The sequence below is a fragment of the Streptomyces rubrogriseus genome, assembly GCF_027947575.1.
Taxonomy (GTDB): Bacteria; Actinomycetota; Actinomycetes; order Streptomycetales; family Streptomycetaceae; genus Streptomyces; species Streptomyces rubrogriseus.
The window spans coordinates 280,196-296,027 of sequence record NZ_CP116256.1; the positions used below are offsets into that span (position 1 = coordinate 280,196).

At 70.5% G+C, this 15,832-nt stretch carries 16 protein-coding genes and 1 tRNA gene; 7 read left to right on the plus strand and 10 right to left on the minus strand.

The annotated features are described in order from the left end of the window. The first annotated feature begins 2 nt into the window (after positions 1 to 2). Positions 3 to 1,211: a cation:proton antiporter gene (locus Sru02f_RS01330; RefSeq protein ID WP_109029372.1), complete on the plus strand. Its 1,209-nt coding sequence runs from the start codon at positions 3 to 5 to the stop codon at positions 1,209 to 1,211. Between the two features lie 42 nt (positions 1,212 to 1,253). On the opposite strand, the gene Sru02f_RS01335 is transcribed toward Sru02f_RS01330, so the two are convergent. Continuing rightward, a complete protein-coding gene (locus tag Sru02f_RS01335; RefSeq protein WP_109029373.1) occupies positions 1,254 to 1,739 on the minus strand; it encodes a cation:proton antiporter regulatory subunit in 486 nt (161 codons plus the stop codon). A gap of 104 nt (positions 1,740 to 1,843) precedes the next feature. Then, positions 1,844 to 2,383, minus strand: a complete 540-nt coding sequence (locus tag Sru02f_RS01340) for a helix-turn-helix domain-containing protein (protein ID WP_109029374.1) — start codon at positions 2,381 to 2,383, stop codon at positions 1,844 to 1,846. 64 nt (positions 2,384 to 2,447) lie between these two features. Between Sru02f_RS01340 and Sru02f_RS01345 the strand changes: the two genes are divergently transcribed. The 3 genes from Sru02f_RS01345 (at position 2,448) to Sru02f_RS01355 (ending at position 5,266) form a co-directional block, all read left to right on the plus strand. After that, complete coding sequence (locus Sru02f_RS01345) at positions 2,448 to 3,404, plus strand: alpha/beta hydrolase family protein (protein WP_109029375.1); 957 nt, start codon at positions 2,448 to 2,450, stop codon at positions 3,402 to 3,404. A 129-nt stretch (positions 3,405 to 3,533) separates the two neighbouring features. Continuing rightward, positions 3,534 to 4,403 carry a CPBP family intramembrane glutamic endopeptidase gene (locus tag Sru02f_RS01350; RefSeq protein ID WP_244941730.1) on the plus strand — a complete coding sequence of 290 codons (870 nt, stop codon included), beginning with the start codon at positions 3,534 to 3,536 and terminating at the stop codon, positions 4,401 to 4,403. Positions 4,404 to 4,414: 11 nt separating this feature from the next. Continuing rightward, positions 4,415 to 5,266, plus strand: coding sequence for an MBL fold metallo-hydrolase (locus Sru02f_RS01355; RefSeq protein ID WP_109029376.1), 852 nt, complete (start codon positions 4,415 to 4,417; stop codon positions 5,264 to 5,266). 36 nt (positions 5,267 to 5,302) lie between these two features. Here the strand turns inward: Sru02f_RS01355 and vanX are convergent, their stop codons facing one another. From vanX to vanJ, 5 genes are all read right to left on the minus strand, one after another. Beyond that, complete coding sequence (vanX, locus tag Sru02f_RS01360) at positions 5,303 to 5,911, minus strand: D-Ala-D-Ala dipeptidase VanX (protein ID WP_109029377.1); 609 nt, start codon at positions 5,909 to 5,911, stop codon at positions 5,303 to 5,305. Beyond that, entirely contained in the window at positions 5,908 to 6,948 is a 1,041-nt protein-coding gene (vanA-Sc, locus tag Sru02f_RS01365; RefSeq protein ID WP_109029521.1) for a D-alanine--(R)-lactate ligase VanA-Sc, read from the minus strand. Before vanA-Sc ends, vanX begins: the two co-directional genes overlap by 4 nt. A gap of 10 nt (positions 6,949 to 6,958) precedes the next feature. Then, positions 6,959 to 7,990 carry a D-lactate dehydrogenase VanH-Sc gene (vanH-Sc, locus tag Sru02f_RS01370; RefSeq protein WP_109029378.1) on the minus strand — a complete coding sequence of 344 codons (1,032 nt, stop codon included), beginning with the start codon at positions 7,988 to 7,990 and terminating at the stop codon, positions 6,959 to 6,961. 97 nt (positions 7,991 to 8,087) lie between these two features. Beyond that, positions 8,088 to 9,281, minus strand: coding sequence for a lipid II:glycine glycyltransferase FemX (locus Sru02f_RS01375; protein WP_109029379.1), 1,194 nt, complete (start codon positions 9,279 to 9,281; stop codon positions 8,088 to 8,090). A 195-nt stretch (positions 9,282 to 9,476) separates the two neighbouring features. After that, positions 9,477 to 10,565: a teicoplanin resistance protein VanJ gene (gene vanJ / locus Sru02f_RS01380; RefSeq protein WP_373103358.1), complete on the minus strand. Its 1,089-nt coding sequence runs from the start codon at positions 10,563 to 10,565 to the stop codon at positions 9,477 to 9,479. A gap of 87 nt (positions 10,566 to 10,652) precedes the next feature. Between vanJ and vanR-Sc the strand changes: the two genes are divergently transcribed. Together vanR-Sc and vanS-Sc are read left to right on the plus strand one after the other, a co-directional pair. Further along, positions 10,653 to 11,348, plus strand: a complete 696-nt coding sequence (gene vanR-Sc, locus Sru02f_RS01385) for a VanSc-type vancomycin resistance response regulator transcription factor VanR (protein WP_109029380.1) — start codon at positions 10,653 to 10,655, stop codon at positions 11,346 to 11,348. After that, positions 11,341 to 12,435, plus strand: a complete 1,095-nt coding sequence (gene vanS-Sc, locus Sru02f_RS01390) for a VanSc-type vancomycin resistance histidine kinase VanS (RefSeq protein ID WP_109029381.1) — start codon at positions 11,341 to 11,343, stop codon at positions 12,433 to 12,435. Before vanR-Sc ends, vanS-Sc begins: the two co-directional genes overlap by 8 nt. A gap of 49 nt (positions 12,436 to 12,484) precedes the next feature. On the opposite strand, the gene Sru02f_RS01395 is transcribed toward vanS-Sc, so the two are convergent. Next, positions 12,485 to 13,852, minus strand: a complete 1,368-nt coding sequence (locus Sru02f_RS01395; protein WP_167469287.1) for an erythromycin esterase family protein — start codon at positions 13,850 to 13,852, stop codon at positions 12,485 to 12,487. Positions 13,853 to 13,991: 139 nt separating this feature from the next. Here Sru02f_RS01395 and Sru02f_RS01400 point away from each other — a divergent pair, with 139 nt between their 5' ends. Further along, entirely contained in the window at positions 13,992 to 14,579 is a 588-nt protein-coding gene (locus Sru02f_RS01400) for a TetR/AcrR family transcriptional regulator (RefSeq protein WP_109029382.1), read from the plus strand. Positions 14,580 to 14,886: 307 nt separating this feature from the next. Here the strand turns inward: Sru02f_RS01400 and Sru02f_RS01405 are convergent. Then, positions 14,887 to 14,960, minus strand: a tRNA-Pro gene (locus Sru02f_RS01405). Positions 14,961 to 15,027: 67 nt separating this feature from the next. Continuing rightward, a complete protein-coding gene (locus Sru02f_RS01410; RefSeq protein ID WP_109029383.1) occupies positions 15,028 to 15,780 on the minus strand; it encodes a Pr6Pr family membrane protein in 753 nt (250 codons plus the stop codon). Between the last annotated feature and the right edge of the window lie 52 nt (positions 15,781 to 15,832).

Here is a 15,832-nt window from a genome sequence, read left to right on the forward strand (position 1 = left end):
CCGTGCACAACACCACCGCCGTGCTCATCGAACTCGGAGCGATCATCCTCGCCCTGGGCCTCCTCGGCCGCATCGCCGGCCGCGTGGGCTTCTCGCCCATCCCCCTCTACCTCCTGGCCGGCCTCGCCTTCGGCCACGGCGGCATCCTGCCCATGCAGGCCAGCGAGGAGTTCACCGCCACGGGCGCGGAAATCGGCGTCATCCTGCTCCTGCTCCTGCTCGGCCTCGAGTACAGCGCCTCCGAACTGGTCACCAACCTCAAGACCCAGTACCCCTCCGGCGCGGTCGACTTCGTGCTGAACGCCGTACCCGGCGCCGTGGCGGCACTGGTCCTGGGCTGGGGCCCGGTGGCCGCCGTCGCACTCGCGGGTGTCACCTGGATCTCGTCCTCCGGCGTGATCGCCAAGGTCCTCGGCGACCTGGGCCGGCTGGGCAACCGCGAGACCCCCGTCGTCCTCGGCGTCCTCGTCATCGAGGACCTCGCCATGGCCGTCTACCTGCCGATCCTCACGGCCCTGCTGGCCGGCGTCAGCCTGGCCGGCGGCGCCGTCACCTTGCTGATCTCCCTGGGCACCGTCGGCGCCGTCCTCTACCTCGCGCTGCGCCACGGGCGGCTGATCAGCCGCGCGGTCTCCTCCGACAGCGCGGAAACGCTCCTGCTGGTGGTCCTCGGCCTGACCCTCGTCGTGGCGGGCATCGCCCAGGAACTCCAGGTCTCCGCGGCGGTCGGCGCGTTCCTCGTCGGCATCGCGCTGTCCGGCGAGGTCGCCGAGGGCGCCAGCAGCCTCCTCACCCCGCTGCGCGACCTGTTCGCCGCCGTCTTCTTCGTCTTCTTCGGCCTGTCCACCAACCCGGCCGACATCCCGCCGGTCCTGGTCCCGGCCCTGCTCCTCGCCGCCGTCACCGCTCTCACCAAGGTCGCCACCGGCTGGTACGCGGCCCACCGCGCCGGCCTGCGCGGCGCGGGCCGCTGGCGGGCGGGCGGCACGCTGGTGGCCCGCGGCGAGTTCTCGATCGTCATCGCCGGGCTCGCGGTGGGGGTCGAGCCCCGCATCGGCCCGCTGGCGACGGCGTACGTCCTCATCCTCGTCGTACTCGGTCCGCTGACGGCGCGTTTCACCGAGCCCCTCGCCCGCCGCCTCACCCGTGGCCCCCGCAAGGCCGCGCCGGCCACCGCGGCTCCCGCGGAGTCGACGCACGCCAACGCGTGAGGTCGGGGCGGCGGCCCGGCGCACCGGCGCGAGGGGCCGGGTTCACTCCCGCCCGAGGATCTCCGCGGCCGCGTCGACGCCCTCCCGCGTACCGATCACGATCAGTGTGTCGCCGTCGGCCAGCCGGAAGTCCGGCCCCGGGGACGGGAGCGCCTCGGCCCGCCGCAGCACCGCGACGACGGACACGCCGGTCTCGGTACGGGTACGGGTGTCGCCCAGCAGGCGCCCGTTCCAGTGCGACGCCGCCGACAGCCCGATTCGCTCCGCGACCAGGCCCAGCTCGGCCGTCGACAGCAGGCTCGGACTGTGCTGGGCGGGCCTGAGGGCGTCGACGACCGCGGCCGCCTCCTCCGCGTCCAGCCGCAGCGAGAGCGCGGCGTCGTCCGGAGCGTCCCTGCGGTACGCGCTCAGCGTCCGCGCCCCGCCCTGCTCCGCCACCACCGACAGCCGGCGCCGCTCACGGGTGACCAGGTCGTAGCGCACGCCCGTCCCCGGCAACGGTGTCCTGCTCGTACGCGCAGCACCCACGGCCGCCTCCCTGTCTCTCCAGGCCAGTCCTTCCGGCAATCCGGGACACCCTAGATCCTGTCCGGCCGGGCGCCACCATCCCGTGCCACTCCCATACGCCTCCCTTACGCCGTACCGCCCTCCTTGTCCGGCATGACGACGAGACTGATGAGGTGGCGGACGCGGCCGTCGTCCGGTCTGCGCCCGGTGCGACGGGCGACCACGGCCTCCAGCTCCGCGACGAGTTCGGTGAACTCCTCGCCCGTCAGCCAGACCGCGCCCTGCCGGTAGAGGACGCCTTCGCGTACGGGCTCGGTGTCGTCGCGGGAGAGGTAGCGGTCGAAGTCGGCCATGAGGGCGCCGGTGAAGACGGTGAAGGCCTGCCGGTGGTCGTCCTTGGTCATGGCGGCGCGGGCGTCCTCGTCGACGAGGGCCTCGTCCTGGCGGACCCGGTAGCTGCGCTCGACGGTGCCGCGCACCCGCTTCTCCTGGCTCACCTCCAGGACACCGGCCTCGGTGAGCGTGGCCATGTGCCGGTACATGGACGCGGGCGAGACGTCGGGGAGCCGCTCGCGCAGCTGAGCCGTGGTCAGTTCGCCTGCGCCGACCAGGGTTTGGAGGATGCGCATGCGGACCGGGTGGAGGAGGAGATTCGAGGTAGCCATGAGACTCATGTTCTCACATCTGATAACGTTCTCGTAGTTGAGAGCGATCGAGAGAGGCGGAGCCTTGCCCGAAACCGACCTGACGGTCACCGCGGACGACGGGACCTCACTGGCCGGCACCCTGAGCCTTCCCGCCGGCCCCGGACCGCACCCCGCCGTCCTCCTGCTGCACGGTTCGGGCCCCCTGGACCGCGAGGGCAACACGCCCAGGCTGCCGCTGAACCTCGGGCGCCCGTTGGCCGACGCCCTGGCCGCGGCGGGCGTCGCCACGCTGCGCTACGACCGGCGCGGCGCGGGGTCCACGCCCGGCGTCTGGGAGGAGAGCGGCTTCACCGACAACCGCCGCGACGCCAGCGCCGCCCTGCGCGCCCTGGCCGCGCACCCGGACATACGCCCCGACGCCGTCGGCGTCGTCGGCCACAGCGAAGGCGCCCTCCACGCCATGACCCTCGCCGCCCGGCAGGAGGTGGCGGCGGTGGTACTGCTGGCCGGGTTCGCCCGCGAGGGCGAGGCGGCCTTCCGCTGGCAGGCGGCGTCGGTCTTCGGGGGCATGCCCGCCCCGGTCCGCCTCCTGCGCCGCCCGCTGGGCGCTCTGGGCGAGCGCGTCCTGGCCCGCGTCAAGCGCACCCGCACCGACGTGGCGCGCATCGCCGGTCTCCGGGTCAACGCCCGCTGGATGCGCGAGATGCTCGTCCACGACACCCGTGACGACCTGGCCGCCGTTCCGGCCGTGGTCCCCGTGCTCGCCGTCACCGGCGACAAGGACGTCCAGGTTCCTCCCGCCGACCTGGACGAGATCCGGCGCCTGGTGCCCGGCGGTCACGCCGAGATCCACCGCATCCCCGACCTGACCCACGTACTGCGCCGCGACCCGGGCCCGCCCACGCTCCGTGCCTACCGTCGCCTCCTGCGTGAGCCGGTCGACCCGGAACTGCTCGCCCTCGTCGCCACCTGGCTCCAGGCCGGCCTGCGCGAGCCCTCGGGCGCCCCTGCGGCGGAGCGGCGTACGACCCGCTCCTGACCGCAGCGCAACGAAACAGCGTCGGGCGCGCACGACACGCATCACCCACGACATCCGCCACCCACGACATCCACCACCACGACCCCCATTACCGCGACCTCCATCACCACGGACAACCGAAGGTTTGGCATGCCCACTTCACGCACGGCGTCGCACGGCACCACACTCGGCGCATCCGCCCACACCGTCGCACCGGCCCCCGGCCGCAACTACCGCGCCGACCTGACCCTCTTCATGGTCATCGCCTTCGCCGTGAGCTGGCTCTCCTGGGGTACGGCGATCGCGCTGGGCGGCACGGAGACGAACGAAGCCGCCAACGCCCCCTACATGCTCGGCGCCTTCGGCCCCCTGATAGGCGCCCTCGTCATCCGCGTGCGCCGCCGCCGACGCGGCGAACCCGTCCCGGAACACGTGGTCCCCTTTCGGGCGGCACACCTGCTCAAGGCCGTACTGCTGCTGGTACTGGGCTCGGCGACCGTACTGGCCGCCGCCCTGCTCGCGAGCCGCGCGGGCGGCCCCGAACTGAGCCTGGACGTGGCCAAGGACGCCGTCGAGGACTTCGGCGGGCCCGCCGCGTTCCTGGTCGGCATGCTGGTCAGCGGCCCGCTGTCCGAGGAGCCGGGCTGGCGGGGCACCGCCTACCCGCGGCTGCGCGAGAAGCTGGGCACCCTCCAGGTCTGCCTGGTCCTGGGCGTCACCTGGGCCGTGTGGCACCTCCCGCTCTTCTTCATCGACGGCACCGTCCAGCACGACCTGGGCCTCGCCACCCCGAGCGGTGTCCTGTTCGTCGTCAGCAACATCCCGATGGCCATGCTGGTCACCGCCGCCTACGAGCGCGCCGGCATCGCCGCCTCGATCGCCGTGCACTTCGCGGTCAACGCGACGATGATCCTGCTCGCCGTGGAGGAGCCCGAGGTGCAGGCCATGATCCTCGGCATCCAGGCTCTGACGGTGGCGGCCCTCCTGCTCACCCACCGCACGGGACGGCAGCGCTCGTAGACTCCGCGACCATGACGGACGATCTCCGCTTCACGGTCCTCGGCAGCGCGAGCCCGTACCCCCGGGCAGGGAATCCCTGCTCGGGGTACCTCGTCGAAGGCGGTGGCGGTGGCGGTGGCGGTGGCGGTGGCGGTGGCGGTGGCGGTGGCGGTGGCGGTGGCGGTGGTGAGGGCGAGGGTGGGGTCACCCGACTGTGGATGGACGCCGGAAGCGGGACGCTCGGCGCGCTGCGCGAGCACATACGCCTGGACCAGCTCGACGGCATCTGGATCTCCCACCTGCACGCGGACCACTGCGCCGACCTGCTGACCGCGTACTACGGCCTGCTGTACGCGGAAGTCGAACTCGCCGCCCCCGTCCCCCTGCTGGCACCGCCCGGCATCGCCGACCGGCTCGCCGACTTCCTCACCAACGGCCCGGAGCGGAGCCCGGTCGAGGACGCCTTCCGGGTCGTCGAACTCCACGACCGACACCGTGCCCGCATCGGTGGCCTCACACTCACCAGCCGCGCCGTGTCGCACGGGATGCCCGCCTTCGGGGTCCGCGTCGCGACCGAGGACGGTGCACGTCTCGCCTACTCCGGGGACAGCGCCCCGTGCGAGGCGCTCACCGAGCTCGCCGACGACTGCACGGTGCTGCTGTGCGAGGCGGACTCCGCGCAGGCACCGCCGGCCGGTACGGAGGCGGTGCACCACACCCCGGAGGAGGCGGGTACGACCGCCGCCACCGCCGGCGCGCACCGCCTGGTCGTCACCCACCTCGGCCCGTACCTGGAGCCGTCGGCCGCTCTCGCCCGGGCGGCGGCGCGCTACCAGGGCCCGGTGGAGTACGCCGCGCCCGGCCGCACCTTCGTGGTGGCGTGAGCGTGGCTCCGCTCACTCGGCCCCTCGCCCGCACGCCTACGCGATGGGAAAGTCGAAGTAGGTGTCCGGGTGAGGTTCCTTCTTCAGCGTGTAGTGCCACCACTCGCAGTCGTACGAGGCGAAACCGCAGGCGGCCATGATCGAGCGCAGATGCCGTCGGTTCGCCGCCTCGGCCCGCGAGACGGCTGGGGCGTCGTGATGCGATATCGCGTCCATGAGGTCGTGGTCGCCGCCCATGGCCGCGAGTTCACCGGTGGTCAGGTGGTACAGCGTCAAGTCGACGGTGCCACCTCGGCTGTGGCCCGACCTGGCGGCCACGTACCCCCTGTCGAACATCTCGGCCCTGCCGATGTTCGGATAGTGCCGGGCCTTCGTCCGCCCGTCCTCCGGCTGTTGTGACCAGCGGAGGAAACTGTCCACGGCGCGTTGCGGGCGGTAGCCGTCCCAGAGGAGCAGCCCGAAGCCGAGGTCTTCGGCCCGTTCTTGTGCCCTTCCCAGAGCCGCGCACAGGGCCTTGGTGCCGACGATCCGGTTCGCCAGGTATCCGTCCACGGGTTTGCCGGTGAAGTTGTCCCAGGTGGCGTACTTGGCGTCCCACCGGATTCCGGACACCAACTCGTCCACGAAGGCGAAGTCCCCGGTCATCGGAGCTTCCCCGTCAACGCCAGGGACAGCAGCCGGTCGATCACCTCGGACAGTGGCATCCCCGCGGCCGCCATCATTCTCGGATAACGGCTGTACGAGGTCATGCCGGGCAGGGTGTTGACCTCGTTGAGGACGACTTCCCCGTCCTCCTTGAGGAACATGTCCACGCGGGACAGCCCTCGGCATCCCAGCGCTCGGTACACGGTCTTCGCGGTCTCCTGGACGAGCGACCGCTTCTCCGCCGGGATGTCGGCGGGAACGACCGGCGTCGAGTTCTCCGAGCCGTTCTCGGGCTGCTCCTCCTGGTGGATCCGGAAGAATCCGTGGGAGAGCGCGATGCGGTCCACCTCGCCCGCGATCAGGTCGGGGTCGTTCCCCAGGATGGCGCAGCCGATCTCGCTGCCGACGACGGCCGCCTCGATCAGCACCTTCGTGTCGTACCGCCGGGCGGACTCCACCGCGGTCGCCAGGTCTTCCGGCCGGGACACCTTGCTGACGCCGAAGGACGACCCCGAACGGGCCGGCTTCACGAAGACGGGATATGTGAGCCGGCCGGGATCGACGGTCTCGTCCCCCGTCACGGTCCAGAAATCCGGAGTGGCGATCCCCGCGCTCCTGGCGACGACGTACGCGAGGGATTTGTCCATGCACAGGGCGGAGCTCTGGACGTCGCAGCCCACGTACGGAATGCCGGAGAGCTCCAGCAGCCCCTGCGTCGCACCGTCCTCACCGAGGGTGCCGTGCAGGACGGGAAGGACGACGTCCAGGCGGACCGACCGATACCGCCCCTGCTCCAGGACGAGCAGCCCGTGCAGGCTCCGGTCCGGTGACAGCACGACCGGACGGCAGTCACCGTTCTCCCAGTCCGGGCCTGGACCGTCGCAGAGTCTCCAGGCGCCGTCCTTCGTGATCCCCACGAAGAAGGGCTGGTATTTTTCCGTGTCGAGGTTGCGCGCGACCTCCTGGGCGGACTTGACGGAAACGACGTGTTCTTCGGAAGAGCCCCCGAATACAATGCCGACCTTCAACCTGGCCAACTTGTCCGACTCAGCCATACTGTTTCCTGCTTCCGAAATTGAGGCAGTTGATGATGGAGTTCTCGACCGTGTCCCTCAGGGCGTGGTCGGTGTAATAGGCGGTGTGCGGGCTGATGAGTACGTTCGGCATCTTTTGCAGCCGTGAGAGCCACGTGCTTTCGATGGTTCTGTTTCTGCAGTCGGCGTAGAAGATTCCTTCCTCGCCCTCGACGACATCCAGCGCCGCGCCACTCAATTTGCCGCTCTCCAACGCCGGTACCAGTGCCTCGGTGTCGATGAGCGGGCCGCGTCCGGTATTGATGACGAACGCGCCCTTTTTCATCCGTCGGATACGTCTTTGATCGAGAAGGTGATGCGTGTCCGGGGTCAGCGGTACGTGAAGCGAAACGATGTCGCTCGACCGCAGCAACTCGTCGAGCGAGACGTAATCTGCCGCGATGGTGGGCCGATTTCCGTGGGCCAGCACGCGGGAGCCAAAACCCCGCAGCCTGTCCACGACCGCCGCACCGATACGCCCCGTCCCGATCACCCCGACGGTCAGGTCGCGCAGCTCCTTACCGCGTATCTCGTTCAGCCGGTAGTCGTGCAGCTCCACGCGGCGAACGGTGGATTTCGCGTTGCGCACCGCCATCAGCATGAGCATCAGGGTGTAGTCGGCCACGCTGGCGGGGGAGTAGGCGACGTTCTCGACGGATATCCCCAGGCCGGCCGCGTATGCCACATCGATGTGGTTGTAACCGATACTCCGGGTGGATATGTACGTCACGCCGGCTCGGTGGAGTGCACGGAGAGTGGCAGGCGTGACCGGGGCCTTGTGGTCAATGCTGATGCATTGATGTCCGGCCGCCAGCTCGGCGTTCTCTTCGCATACGGCGGCCTCCGTGAGATTTGCATCGACGCCGAAACGGGGCGCCGTGCGGCGGAACAATGCGGCCTCGTCCAGTCCGCAGCCGTAAATCGTGATTTCCGTTACCGGAAGGGGCGATGACGGGGGAGGGGTCGAGGAGGGCGAAGAGGCCGAGGAGGACGAAGAGAAGGTCATGCCTCTATTCAAGGCGTCTCGGTGTTGCCGTCCCGTATGCGCTTTTCGATATCCTGACGATATATTACCTACCAGTAATGTCGGGTGGGGGGGCGGCTCATCGACCACGTCGCTTCATATAGAGGTCGAAGGTCCGGTACACCAACGGCCGCAGCGGCAGGTCCCACTCGCCCACGTACCGCACGGCCCGACCCCCGGTGCCGACCTTGAACTTGATCAGTCCGACGTGCGGATCGTCCGCGTCGAGGGTCGGAGTGATGCCGCGCAGGTCGTAGACGTCGCAGTCGGCGGCGAACGCGTCGCGGATCATCGCCCACTGGCAGGCGTTGGAGCCACGCACCTCACGCTTCCCGGTGGACGAGGCGCCGTAGGCGTACACGGCCCGGGTGCCGACCCGGACCATGACGGTGGCGGCGACCAGGTCGCCGTGGTGGCGGGCCAGGTAGAGCTTGATCCGCTCGGGGTCCTCGGCACCGAGCACGGTGAACATGGTCGCGAAGTAGCTCAGCGGCCGGGGGGTGAAGCGGTCCCGGTCGGCGGTGTGGACGTAGAGGTCGTGGAACGCCTTCACGTCGTCCGCGACCGCCGCCTCCCCGACCGCGGCATACCCAGGCGTGGCGTTACCGAGCGTGACCTCGACGCCCTCCTTGGCTGCCTTCCGTATGTTGCGCCGCCAGAGCTGGTTCATGCCCTTGAGCAGGTCGTCCTCAGTTCTTCCGGCCAGTGGCACCTCGTACTTGAACTGCGGATGCCCGACCCCGAAGCCGTCTTCCGGGCTCTGCGGCAGCCAGCCGGCGTCCCTGAGCCGACCGGTCACGTGGGCGCCGACCGGATCCGTCCACCGAGTGGGCAGTCCGGTGAGTCGCCGCGTGCCCGGATCGGCGATGCCCACCTTGATCTCGTCCGCGCTCCACACGTCCGTGCACACCGGCGGACCGACCCGTATCGCGAACGCACCACGCGCCTTGAGATACGCGGCCAGCGGATCGAGCCACGCGTCGATGTCACCGGTCCAGTCGATGACCGGCCCCTCGGGCAGATAGGCCAGCGTGAAGCGCTCGAGCCGTGGCACCGGCCGGTGCAGGACGAGCCCGGCACCGACCAGCCGCCCGCCGTCGAACCAGCCCAGGGACTCGCTGCGCCACTCGGTCTTGACACGCCCCCAGGCGGGGGTCTGCAGGAAGCTGACCGTGCGCTGCGCCCGCACGAACGCCAGGTGCTCTGCTGCGCTGATCGGCCGGACGGTCGGCCGCGCCGGGGCCGCTGTTCGTACTGGTTCGCTGTAGGCCATGGCCCCAGTCAAGGCGGCGGGGTGTTGTCGACGCGTATGCGGTTTTCGATACGCCGACGATATGTTCCCGGCCGGGCTGGGGGCTGGGGCTGGGGCTGGGCCGGGACGGACCGAACCGACCCCGCCCCCTGCCCCGTCAGACGATGCTCACAATCGGGCCGACCAAGTCGACCAGGCCAACGAGGCTCACCAGGCTCACCAGCTGACCCCGGCCGCCACGGGCAGATGGTCGCTGCCGGTGGCGGGGAGCGTCCATGAACCCGTCGGCTCCACGCCGCGGACCAGGATCTGGTCGATCCGCGCCACCGGGAACTTCGCCGGCCAGCTGAAGCCGAACCCGTCCCCGGCCGTTTCCTGCACCGAGTGCAGCTGCGAGGTGATGCCCGTCAACGCGCGGTCGTCCACAGTGCCGTTCAGGTCGCCGAGCAGCGCGACCCGCTCACTGCGGTCGGCGGCGAGGGCCGCGCCGAGCGCCCGCGCGTTCCGGTCGCGGGAGTCCGTCCAGAATCCCGACCGGGGATTGAGCCGTACAGAGCCCAGGTGGGCCACGTACACCACCAGTGGGCCCTTGTCCGTGGCCACCGTGGTGCGCAGCGCGCGATTGCCGGCCATCGTGACGTCGGCCGGTTTGGTCTCCGCCAACGGCCCGTAGTCCGTCGCGATGTCGACCGGCCGGGTGCCCGACAACGGCAGCTTGCTCCACACCCCGACCGTGCCCTGCACCGTGTGGTAGGGATACTCCCTGGCCAGCCCCTTCTCGTACACCTCCCGGTCCTGGGCGGTGATCTCCTCCAGCGCCAGTACGTCCACTCCGGAGGCGGCCAGGTCGCGGGCGGTGCCGGCCGGGTCCGGGTTCTCGGCGCCAACGTTGTGGGAGGCCATGGTGAGGTCGCCGCCCGAGCCGGACTTGTCGCCGAGCAGTCCGCCGAAGAGGCTCAGCCACACCGTGACCGGCAGCACCAGCGCGGTCACCGCGGCGGGGGAGCGGCGCCACAGCGCTCCGGTGGCCAGCACGGGGAGGAACAGGCCGAACCACGGCAGGAAGGTTTCGACCAGGCTGCCGACGGACCCGAACCGGTTCGGAATCTCCGCGTGCAGCATCATCACGAGGCCCAGCAGCAGCGCCGACACCGTGAGTACCGGCGCACGCCTCCAGAGCTCCGGCCGGGCGGCGCTGCGGAGCGCTGTCCGGGAAAGCCGTCTCCGTGCCGGTGCCGGTACCGCTGCGGTCGGCGGCAGTGGGACTGCTGGTGCTGGCGGCGGCGGTGGTGAGGTCTGACGCATGCGCCCAGTCAACGCGGCGGCGTGTTGCCGGCACGTATGCGGTTTTCGATATGCCGACGATATGTGGCGACTCGTAACCTCGAAACCATGCGTGTGCTGATTGTCGAGGACGAGCCCTACCTGGCGGAGGCGATCCGCGACGGCCTGCGCCTGGAGGCCATCGCGGCCGACATCGCGGGCGACGGCGACACAGCGCTGGAGCTGCTGAGCGTCAACGCCTACGACATCGCCGTCCTCGACCGCGACATCCCGGGCCCGTCCGGTGACGAGATCGCCGAACGCATCGTCGCCTCCGGCAGCGGCATGCCGATCCTCATGCTCACCGCGGCCGACCGCCTCGACGACAAGGCGTCCGGCTTCGGACTCGGCGCCGACGACTACCTGACCAAGCCGTTCGAACTGCAGGAGCTCGCGCTCAGGCTCCGGGCACTCGACCGCAGGCGGGCCCACAGCAGGCCTCCGGTGCGGGAGATCGCCGGCCTGCGCCTGGACCCGTTCCGCAGGGAGGTCTACCGGGGCGGCCGCTACGTCGCGTTGACCAGAAAGCAGTTCGCCGTGCTCGAAGTCCTGGTCGCTGCCGACGGAGGCGTCGTCAGCGCAGAGGAACTTCTGGAACGCGCGTGGGACGAGAACGCCGACCCGTTCACCAACGCCGTCCGCATCACCGTCTCGGCCCTGCGCAAGCGACTGGGCGAACCGGGGATCATCGCCACCGTGCCGGGCGTCGGCTACCGCATCGACACGGCACCCGTCACCGAGCAGGCGGGCGGCGACAGTGGATAGGAGACCCGGCCTGAGCGTCCGACTGAAGCTCACCCTCAGCTACGCGGGATTCCTCATGCTCGCCGGTGCTCTGCTGCTCGCAGCCGTGGGGGTGTTCCTCGTACGACAGGGGTGGTTGATCACCAATGAATGGGGGTCGGTGCGAGCGACTCCCGGCACGATCTTCCTCCGCAGTTTCGCGCCCACGGCAGCCTGGGTCATGGCGTTCCTCCTGGTGTTCGGCCTCGTGGGCGGATGGTTCCTCGCCGGACGCATGCTCGCCCCGCTGGACCGCATCACGGAGGCCACCCGCACGGCAGCGACCGGCTCCCTCGCCCACCGCATCCGGCTGCCGGGCCGCAGGGACGAGTACCGCGAACTGGCCGACGCCTTCGACGAGATGCTCGCCCGCCTCGAAGCCCACGTGGCCGAACAGCGGCGCTTCGCGGCCAACGCCTCGCACGAGCTGCGCACCCCGCTGGCCGTCTCGAAGGCCATCCTCGACGTGGCCCGCACCGACCCGCACCAGGATCCCGGCGAGATCATCGACCGCCTCCACGCCGTGAACACCAGGGCGATCGACCTCACCGAGGCCCTGCTCCTGCTCAGCCGCGCCGGCCAGCGCTCCTTCACCCGGGAGCAGGTCGACCTGTCCCTCCTCGCCGAGGAAGCCACCGAGACCCTGCTCCCCTTCGCCGAGAAGCACGGTGTCACCCTCGAAACCAGCGGCCACGTAACCCTGGCCCTCGGATCACCGGCCCTCCTCCTCCAACTGACCACGAACCTCGTCCACAACGCGATCGTTCACAACCTCCCCGGCCGGGGCAGGGTCTGGATCCACACCGCCCCCGGCCCCCGAACCACGCGGCTCGTCGTCGAGAACACCGGCGACCTGATCAGCCCCGACCAGGCCTCGACCCTCACCGAACCCTTCCAGCGCGGTACCGAACGCGTACACACCGACCATCCCGGCGTCGGCCTGGGCCTGGCCATCGTCAACACCATCACCCAGGCCCATGACGGCACCCTCACCCTCACCCCACGCCACAGCGGGGGCCTCCGCGTCACGGTGGAGCTGCCCGAGGCCGCCCCGTACACCGGCAGATGAGCGCCAAGGCCCGCCCACCGCTGGTGAGCACCGCGTCCCGCACAGCGGCTCAGCGGTGGCTCTGACCGTCCTCGACGCTTGTGAACGCCCGGAGGCGGGCCGCCTCGACGCGGTGCAGGTGGATGACTATGTCGTAGGAGCGGCCCAGGGCGGTCTCCGGATCCTGGTCGGACCAGTACAGGCCGTAGGAACGGGTGGGGCGGGCGGTGTCGAGCCAGGCCCGGGCCGCGGGCGGGGCGGTGCGCAGGTCCAGGGCGAAGTCGCGGTGGCGGACCTGGTCCAGGGTGTGCTCGTTGTGCCCGGCCGGAGCGGGGTCCACGGCGTACTTCTGCGGCTGCTGTGCGGTGAAGTCGGGCAGGGCGTTGAGGCTGCCCTCGTTGAAGGTCAGGCCGACGCTCACGTACTTCCCGCCGAGCTTCCTGCGCAGGAACGCGCCGACCGGTTCGGGAAACTCCTGCGGGTTGTCGCTGGTGTAGGCGACGTGACCGTTGTTGGAGGCGAGCAGGATCCTGCCGTTCGTGTGGGCCAGCCACCAGGCGGTGTTGTCGGCCATGACCTGGTCCCGGTAGCGCATCCGCTCCGGGAACTCCTCGTCGGGAAAGGCATACCCGGTGAAGCTCTGGGCGACGGCGGTGGCGTTCTGGACGGCCCAGTCGTAGGCCCGGCCCGCGGAGCCCCGTGGCCGCCCCGACGCGCGCAGGACGGTGAGGGCCCGCTCCGCACGGTCGGCCTCGGTCCGGCGGGACGCCGGATTCTTGCCCAGCTGCTGCCCCATCCAGGTACCGGCCGACGCGTCCCGGGCAGGCCGTAGCCCGCCGTACAGGGCGGCAATCCGCCCGGCGACACCGGGCCGGTGCGCGGTGACGTACGAGGTGACCTGGTCGAAGGCTTCGGGCCCGGGATAGCCGAGGTCGTTGCCGACGAAACGGAGCGACGGCCGGCCGGGGTGGCTGACGTTGTAGTGCCGCATCCACCGGATGAGATCCAGGTACTCGTCGGTGTTCCAGAAGACGTACTGGCCCTGGAACTCCTCACGCATGATCTGTTCCGGGTCACCGAGACCGCGGGTCACGTAGGTGTCCAGACGCGACCCGGCGCTCCAACTCGCCTCCAGGACGAACGTGGTGAAGCCCCGCGTGGCCAGCCTCTTGAAGAGGCGCGCCTTGAGCGCGAAGAACTCGTGGCCGCTGTGGCTCGCCTCGCCCAGGGCCACCACCCGCGCGTCGCCGAGCATCCGCACGACGCCGTCCAGATCGCCCAGGGGCACGGCGCGCCGCTGCAGCGCGTCGACCACTGGGTCCGGCTTCCCGGCGGCGGCCCCGGCGGAGGCGGTGCTCGCGGAGGCGGTGCCGACGGGCAGGAGGGTTCCTGCGGTGAGTGCGGCGGCGGTGAGCGCGAGCAGACGACGGCGGTTCATGGCAACTCCCGGAGGTCCCGAAGGCATTGGTCGATGCGAACGGGACGACCATAGCCAGCCTTTGCGCGGACGCGCAATACACTTGTATAGATCGCATGCCTAAGGCGTACGCGCCAGCCCTCCGGTAGCCTGCCCTGCCATGGGAAACCGCGAAGATCTGCTCTCCGGAGCCCGGCGCTGCCTGGAGGAAAAGGGCTGGGCGCGGATCACCGTGCGCGACATCGCCGCCGCCTCGGGCGTGAGCATGGCCGCGATCGGCTACCACTTCGGCTCCCGCGAGGCACTGCTCACCTCGGCCCTCATCGAGGCGATCGACGAATGGGGCACCCGGCTCGGCCGGACCCTGTCCGCGTACGGCACCGAAGGCGCGAGCGCAGCCGAGCATTACGAGGCCCTGTGGGCAGCGGTCATCCGGTCGTTCACCGAGGACCGCACGCTCTGGCTCGCCACACTCGAAGCCCTCGTGCAGGCCGAACACTCCGACGACCTGCGCCGCTACCTCGCCACCGGCCAGGCCCAGGGCCGCCGAGGTCTCGCCGCCCTCCTGCGCGGCACCCCCGAGGACGACATCGACGACGCGACCGCTCGCACCCTCGGCTCGACCCAACTGGCCCTCTTCACCGGCCTGATGGCCCAATGGCTCACCGACCCCGATCAGGCCCCCCGAGCCCCCGAGGTCGTCTCCGGCCTACGAGCCCTCACGCGCCTCGTCCACTCGGAGGCCTAACGGCCCGACGTGCACGCGCGAAGCTGCCGCCCAGGAACGCGGCCGCGCTTCGGAATGCTTCCTCTACGACGGCGCGTGCGGCATCAATCGCCTCCATGTGCCAACTATCAGCACGGCTTCGTGTACGTGTCACACAGCGGGAAGGAGACCGCGCGGCAGCGGGGGACTCTCTGCCAGGAAGGCACGTTCAACGGAGGGCAGCTGGTCTGTCGCGGGACAAGGCACGTGCAGAGTGTCCCCTGCCCCCGGAACCACTCAGGGGCCCGACCCGCTAAGCGGATCAGGCCCCTGACCTGGTACTTCACTGTCGGGGTGGCGGGATTTGAACCCACGACCTCTTCGTCCCGAACGAAGCGCGCTACCAAGCTGCGCCACACCCCGATCGTCGCTGCTCGTCGCGGCGACGTCGTTTACTTTAGCCCACCGGTGGCCGGAGACGAAATCCGGTTTATCGGGGGCGGCGGACCGGGTCCGGGCGGATGTGGTCCAGGGCCACGAGGAGTACGGCCAGGGCGTAGAGGGCGAGGCCGACGAGGAGGGCGTTGCCGAGGACGATCTTGTAGCCGTGCTGGGCGACGTCGAGAAAGGGGTAGAGGTAGCGGTCCTGGGCGCCAGGGGGGAGCAGCTCGCCGCGGGCCAGGGTGAAGGCCAGGTAGGCCAGGGGGTACAGGAGCCATGCGGGCGCCTGGCGCAGGTGCAGGCGGCCGGCGGGGGTGAGGAGGAGCCAGTCCAGGGCCGCGGCCACCGGTACCGCCGTGTGGAGGATGTGGGTCGCGGCGGTCTGCCATGCCGTGCCGGTGACGTCGGGCGTGGCGAACGGGCTGGACGCGTGGGCCAGGAGCACGTGGTGGACCAGGGCGGCGGCGATGACGTAGAAGAGGGCCGCGCCCGTGAGGGCGCCCGGCAGCGGGTGGTGGGCGGACCAGGCGCACCGGGCGGAGGCGAGCATGACCAGCGCGAGCAGGATGCCGCTCTGGATCGTGAAGTGGCTCAGGGCCGTCGTGGGCGGGATGTCGGCGGCGAGCAGCTCGATCGCCATGCCGGTCAGGGCCAGCAGGGCGATCAGGCCTCGGAAGGCGGCGACCGTGCGACGGCGGGCCGGGATCAGTACGGCCCGTGCCGGTACGACGGTGGGCGGCAGGACGACGTGGCCCGGGATCGGGGGGAGGTCCGGGATGTCCCTGGGTATCGGGGCTGTCATGGCCTCAACGTAGACAGACCGGACATAGTGGGCTATGTGGGTGGGCCGTGTG

What these genes read in the sequence shown, in the direction of transcription:
- Sru02f_RS01340 (WP_109029374.1), bottom strand. Translation starts at nt 2,383, where the DNA reads ATGGCTACCTCGAATCTCCTCCTCCACCCGGTCCGCATGCGCATCCTC.
- Sru02f_RS01350 (WP_244941730.1), top strand. Translation starts at nt 3,534, where the DNA reads ATGCCCACTTCACGCACGGCGTCGCACGGCACCACACTCGGCGCATCC.
- Sru02f_RS01355 (WP_109029376.1), top strand. Translation starts at nt 4,415, where the DNA reads ATGACGGACGATCTCCGCTTCACGGTCCTCGGCAGCGCGAGCCCGTAC.
- vanX (WP_109029377.1), bottom strand. Translation starts at nt 5,911, where the DNA reads ATGACCGGGGACTTCGCCTTCGTGGACGAGTTGGTGTCCGGAATCCGG.
- vanH-Sc (WP_109029378.1), bottom strand. Translation starts at nt 7,990, where the DNA reads ATGACCTTCTCTTCGTCCTCCTCGGCCTCTTCGCCCTCCTCGACCCCT.
- Sru02f_RS01375 (WP_109029379.1), bottom strand. Translation starts at nt 9,281, where the DNA reads ATGGCCTACAGCGAACCAGTACGAACAGCGGCCCCGGCGCGGCCGACC.
- vanJ (WP_373103358.1), bottom strand. Translation starts at nt 10,565, where the DNA reads ATGCGTCAGACCTCACCACCGCCGCCGCCAGCACCAGCAGTCCCACTG.
- vanR-Sc (WP_109029380.1), top strand. Translation starts at nt 10,653, where the DNA reads ATGCGTGTGCTGATTGTCGAGGACGAGCCCTACCTGGCGGAGGCGATC.
- Sru02f_RS01395 (WP_167469287.1), bottom strand. Translation starts at nt 13,852, where the DNA reads ATGAACCGCCGTCGTCTGCTCGCGCTCACCGCCGCCGCACTCACCGCA.
- Sru02f_RS01400 (WP_109029382.1), top strand. Translation starts at nt 13,992, where the DNA reads ATGGGAAACCGCGAAGATCTGCTCTCCGGAGCCCGGCGCTGCCTGGAG.
- Sru02f_RS01410 (WP_109029383.1), bottom strand. Translation starts at nt 15,780, where the DNA reads ATGACAGCCCCGATACCCAGGGACATCCCGGACCTCCCCCCGATCCCG.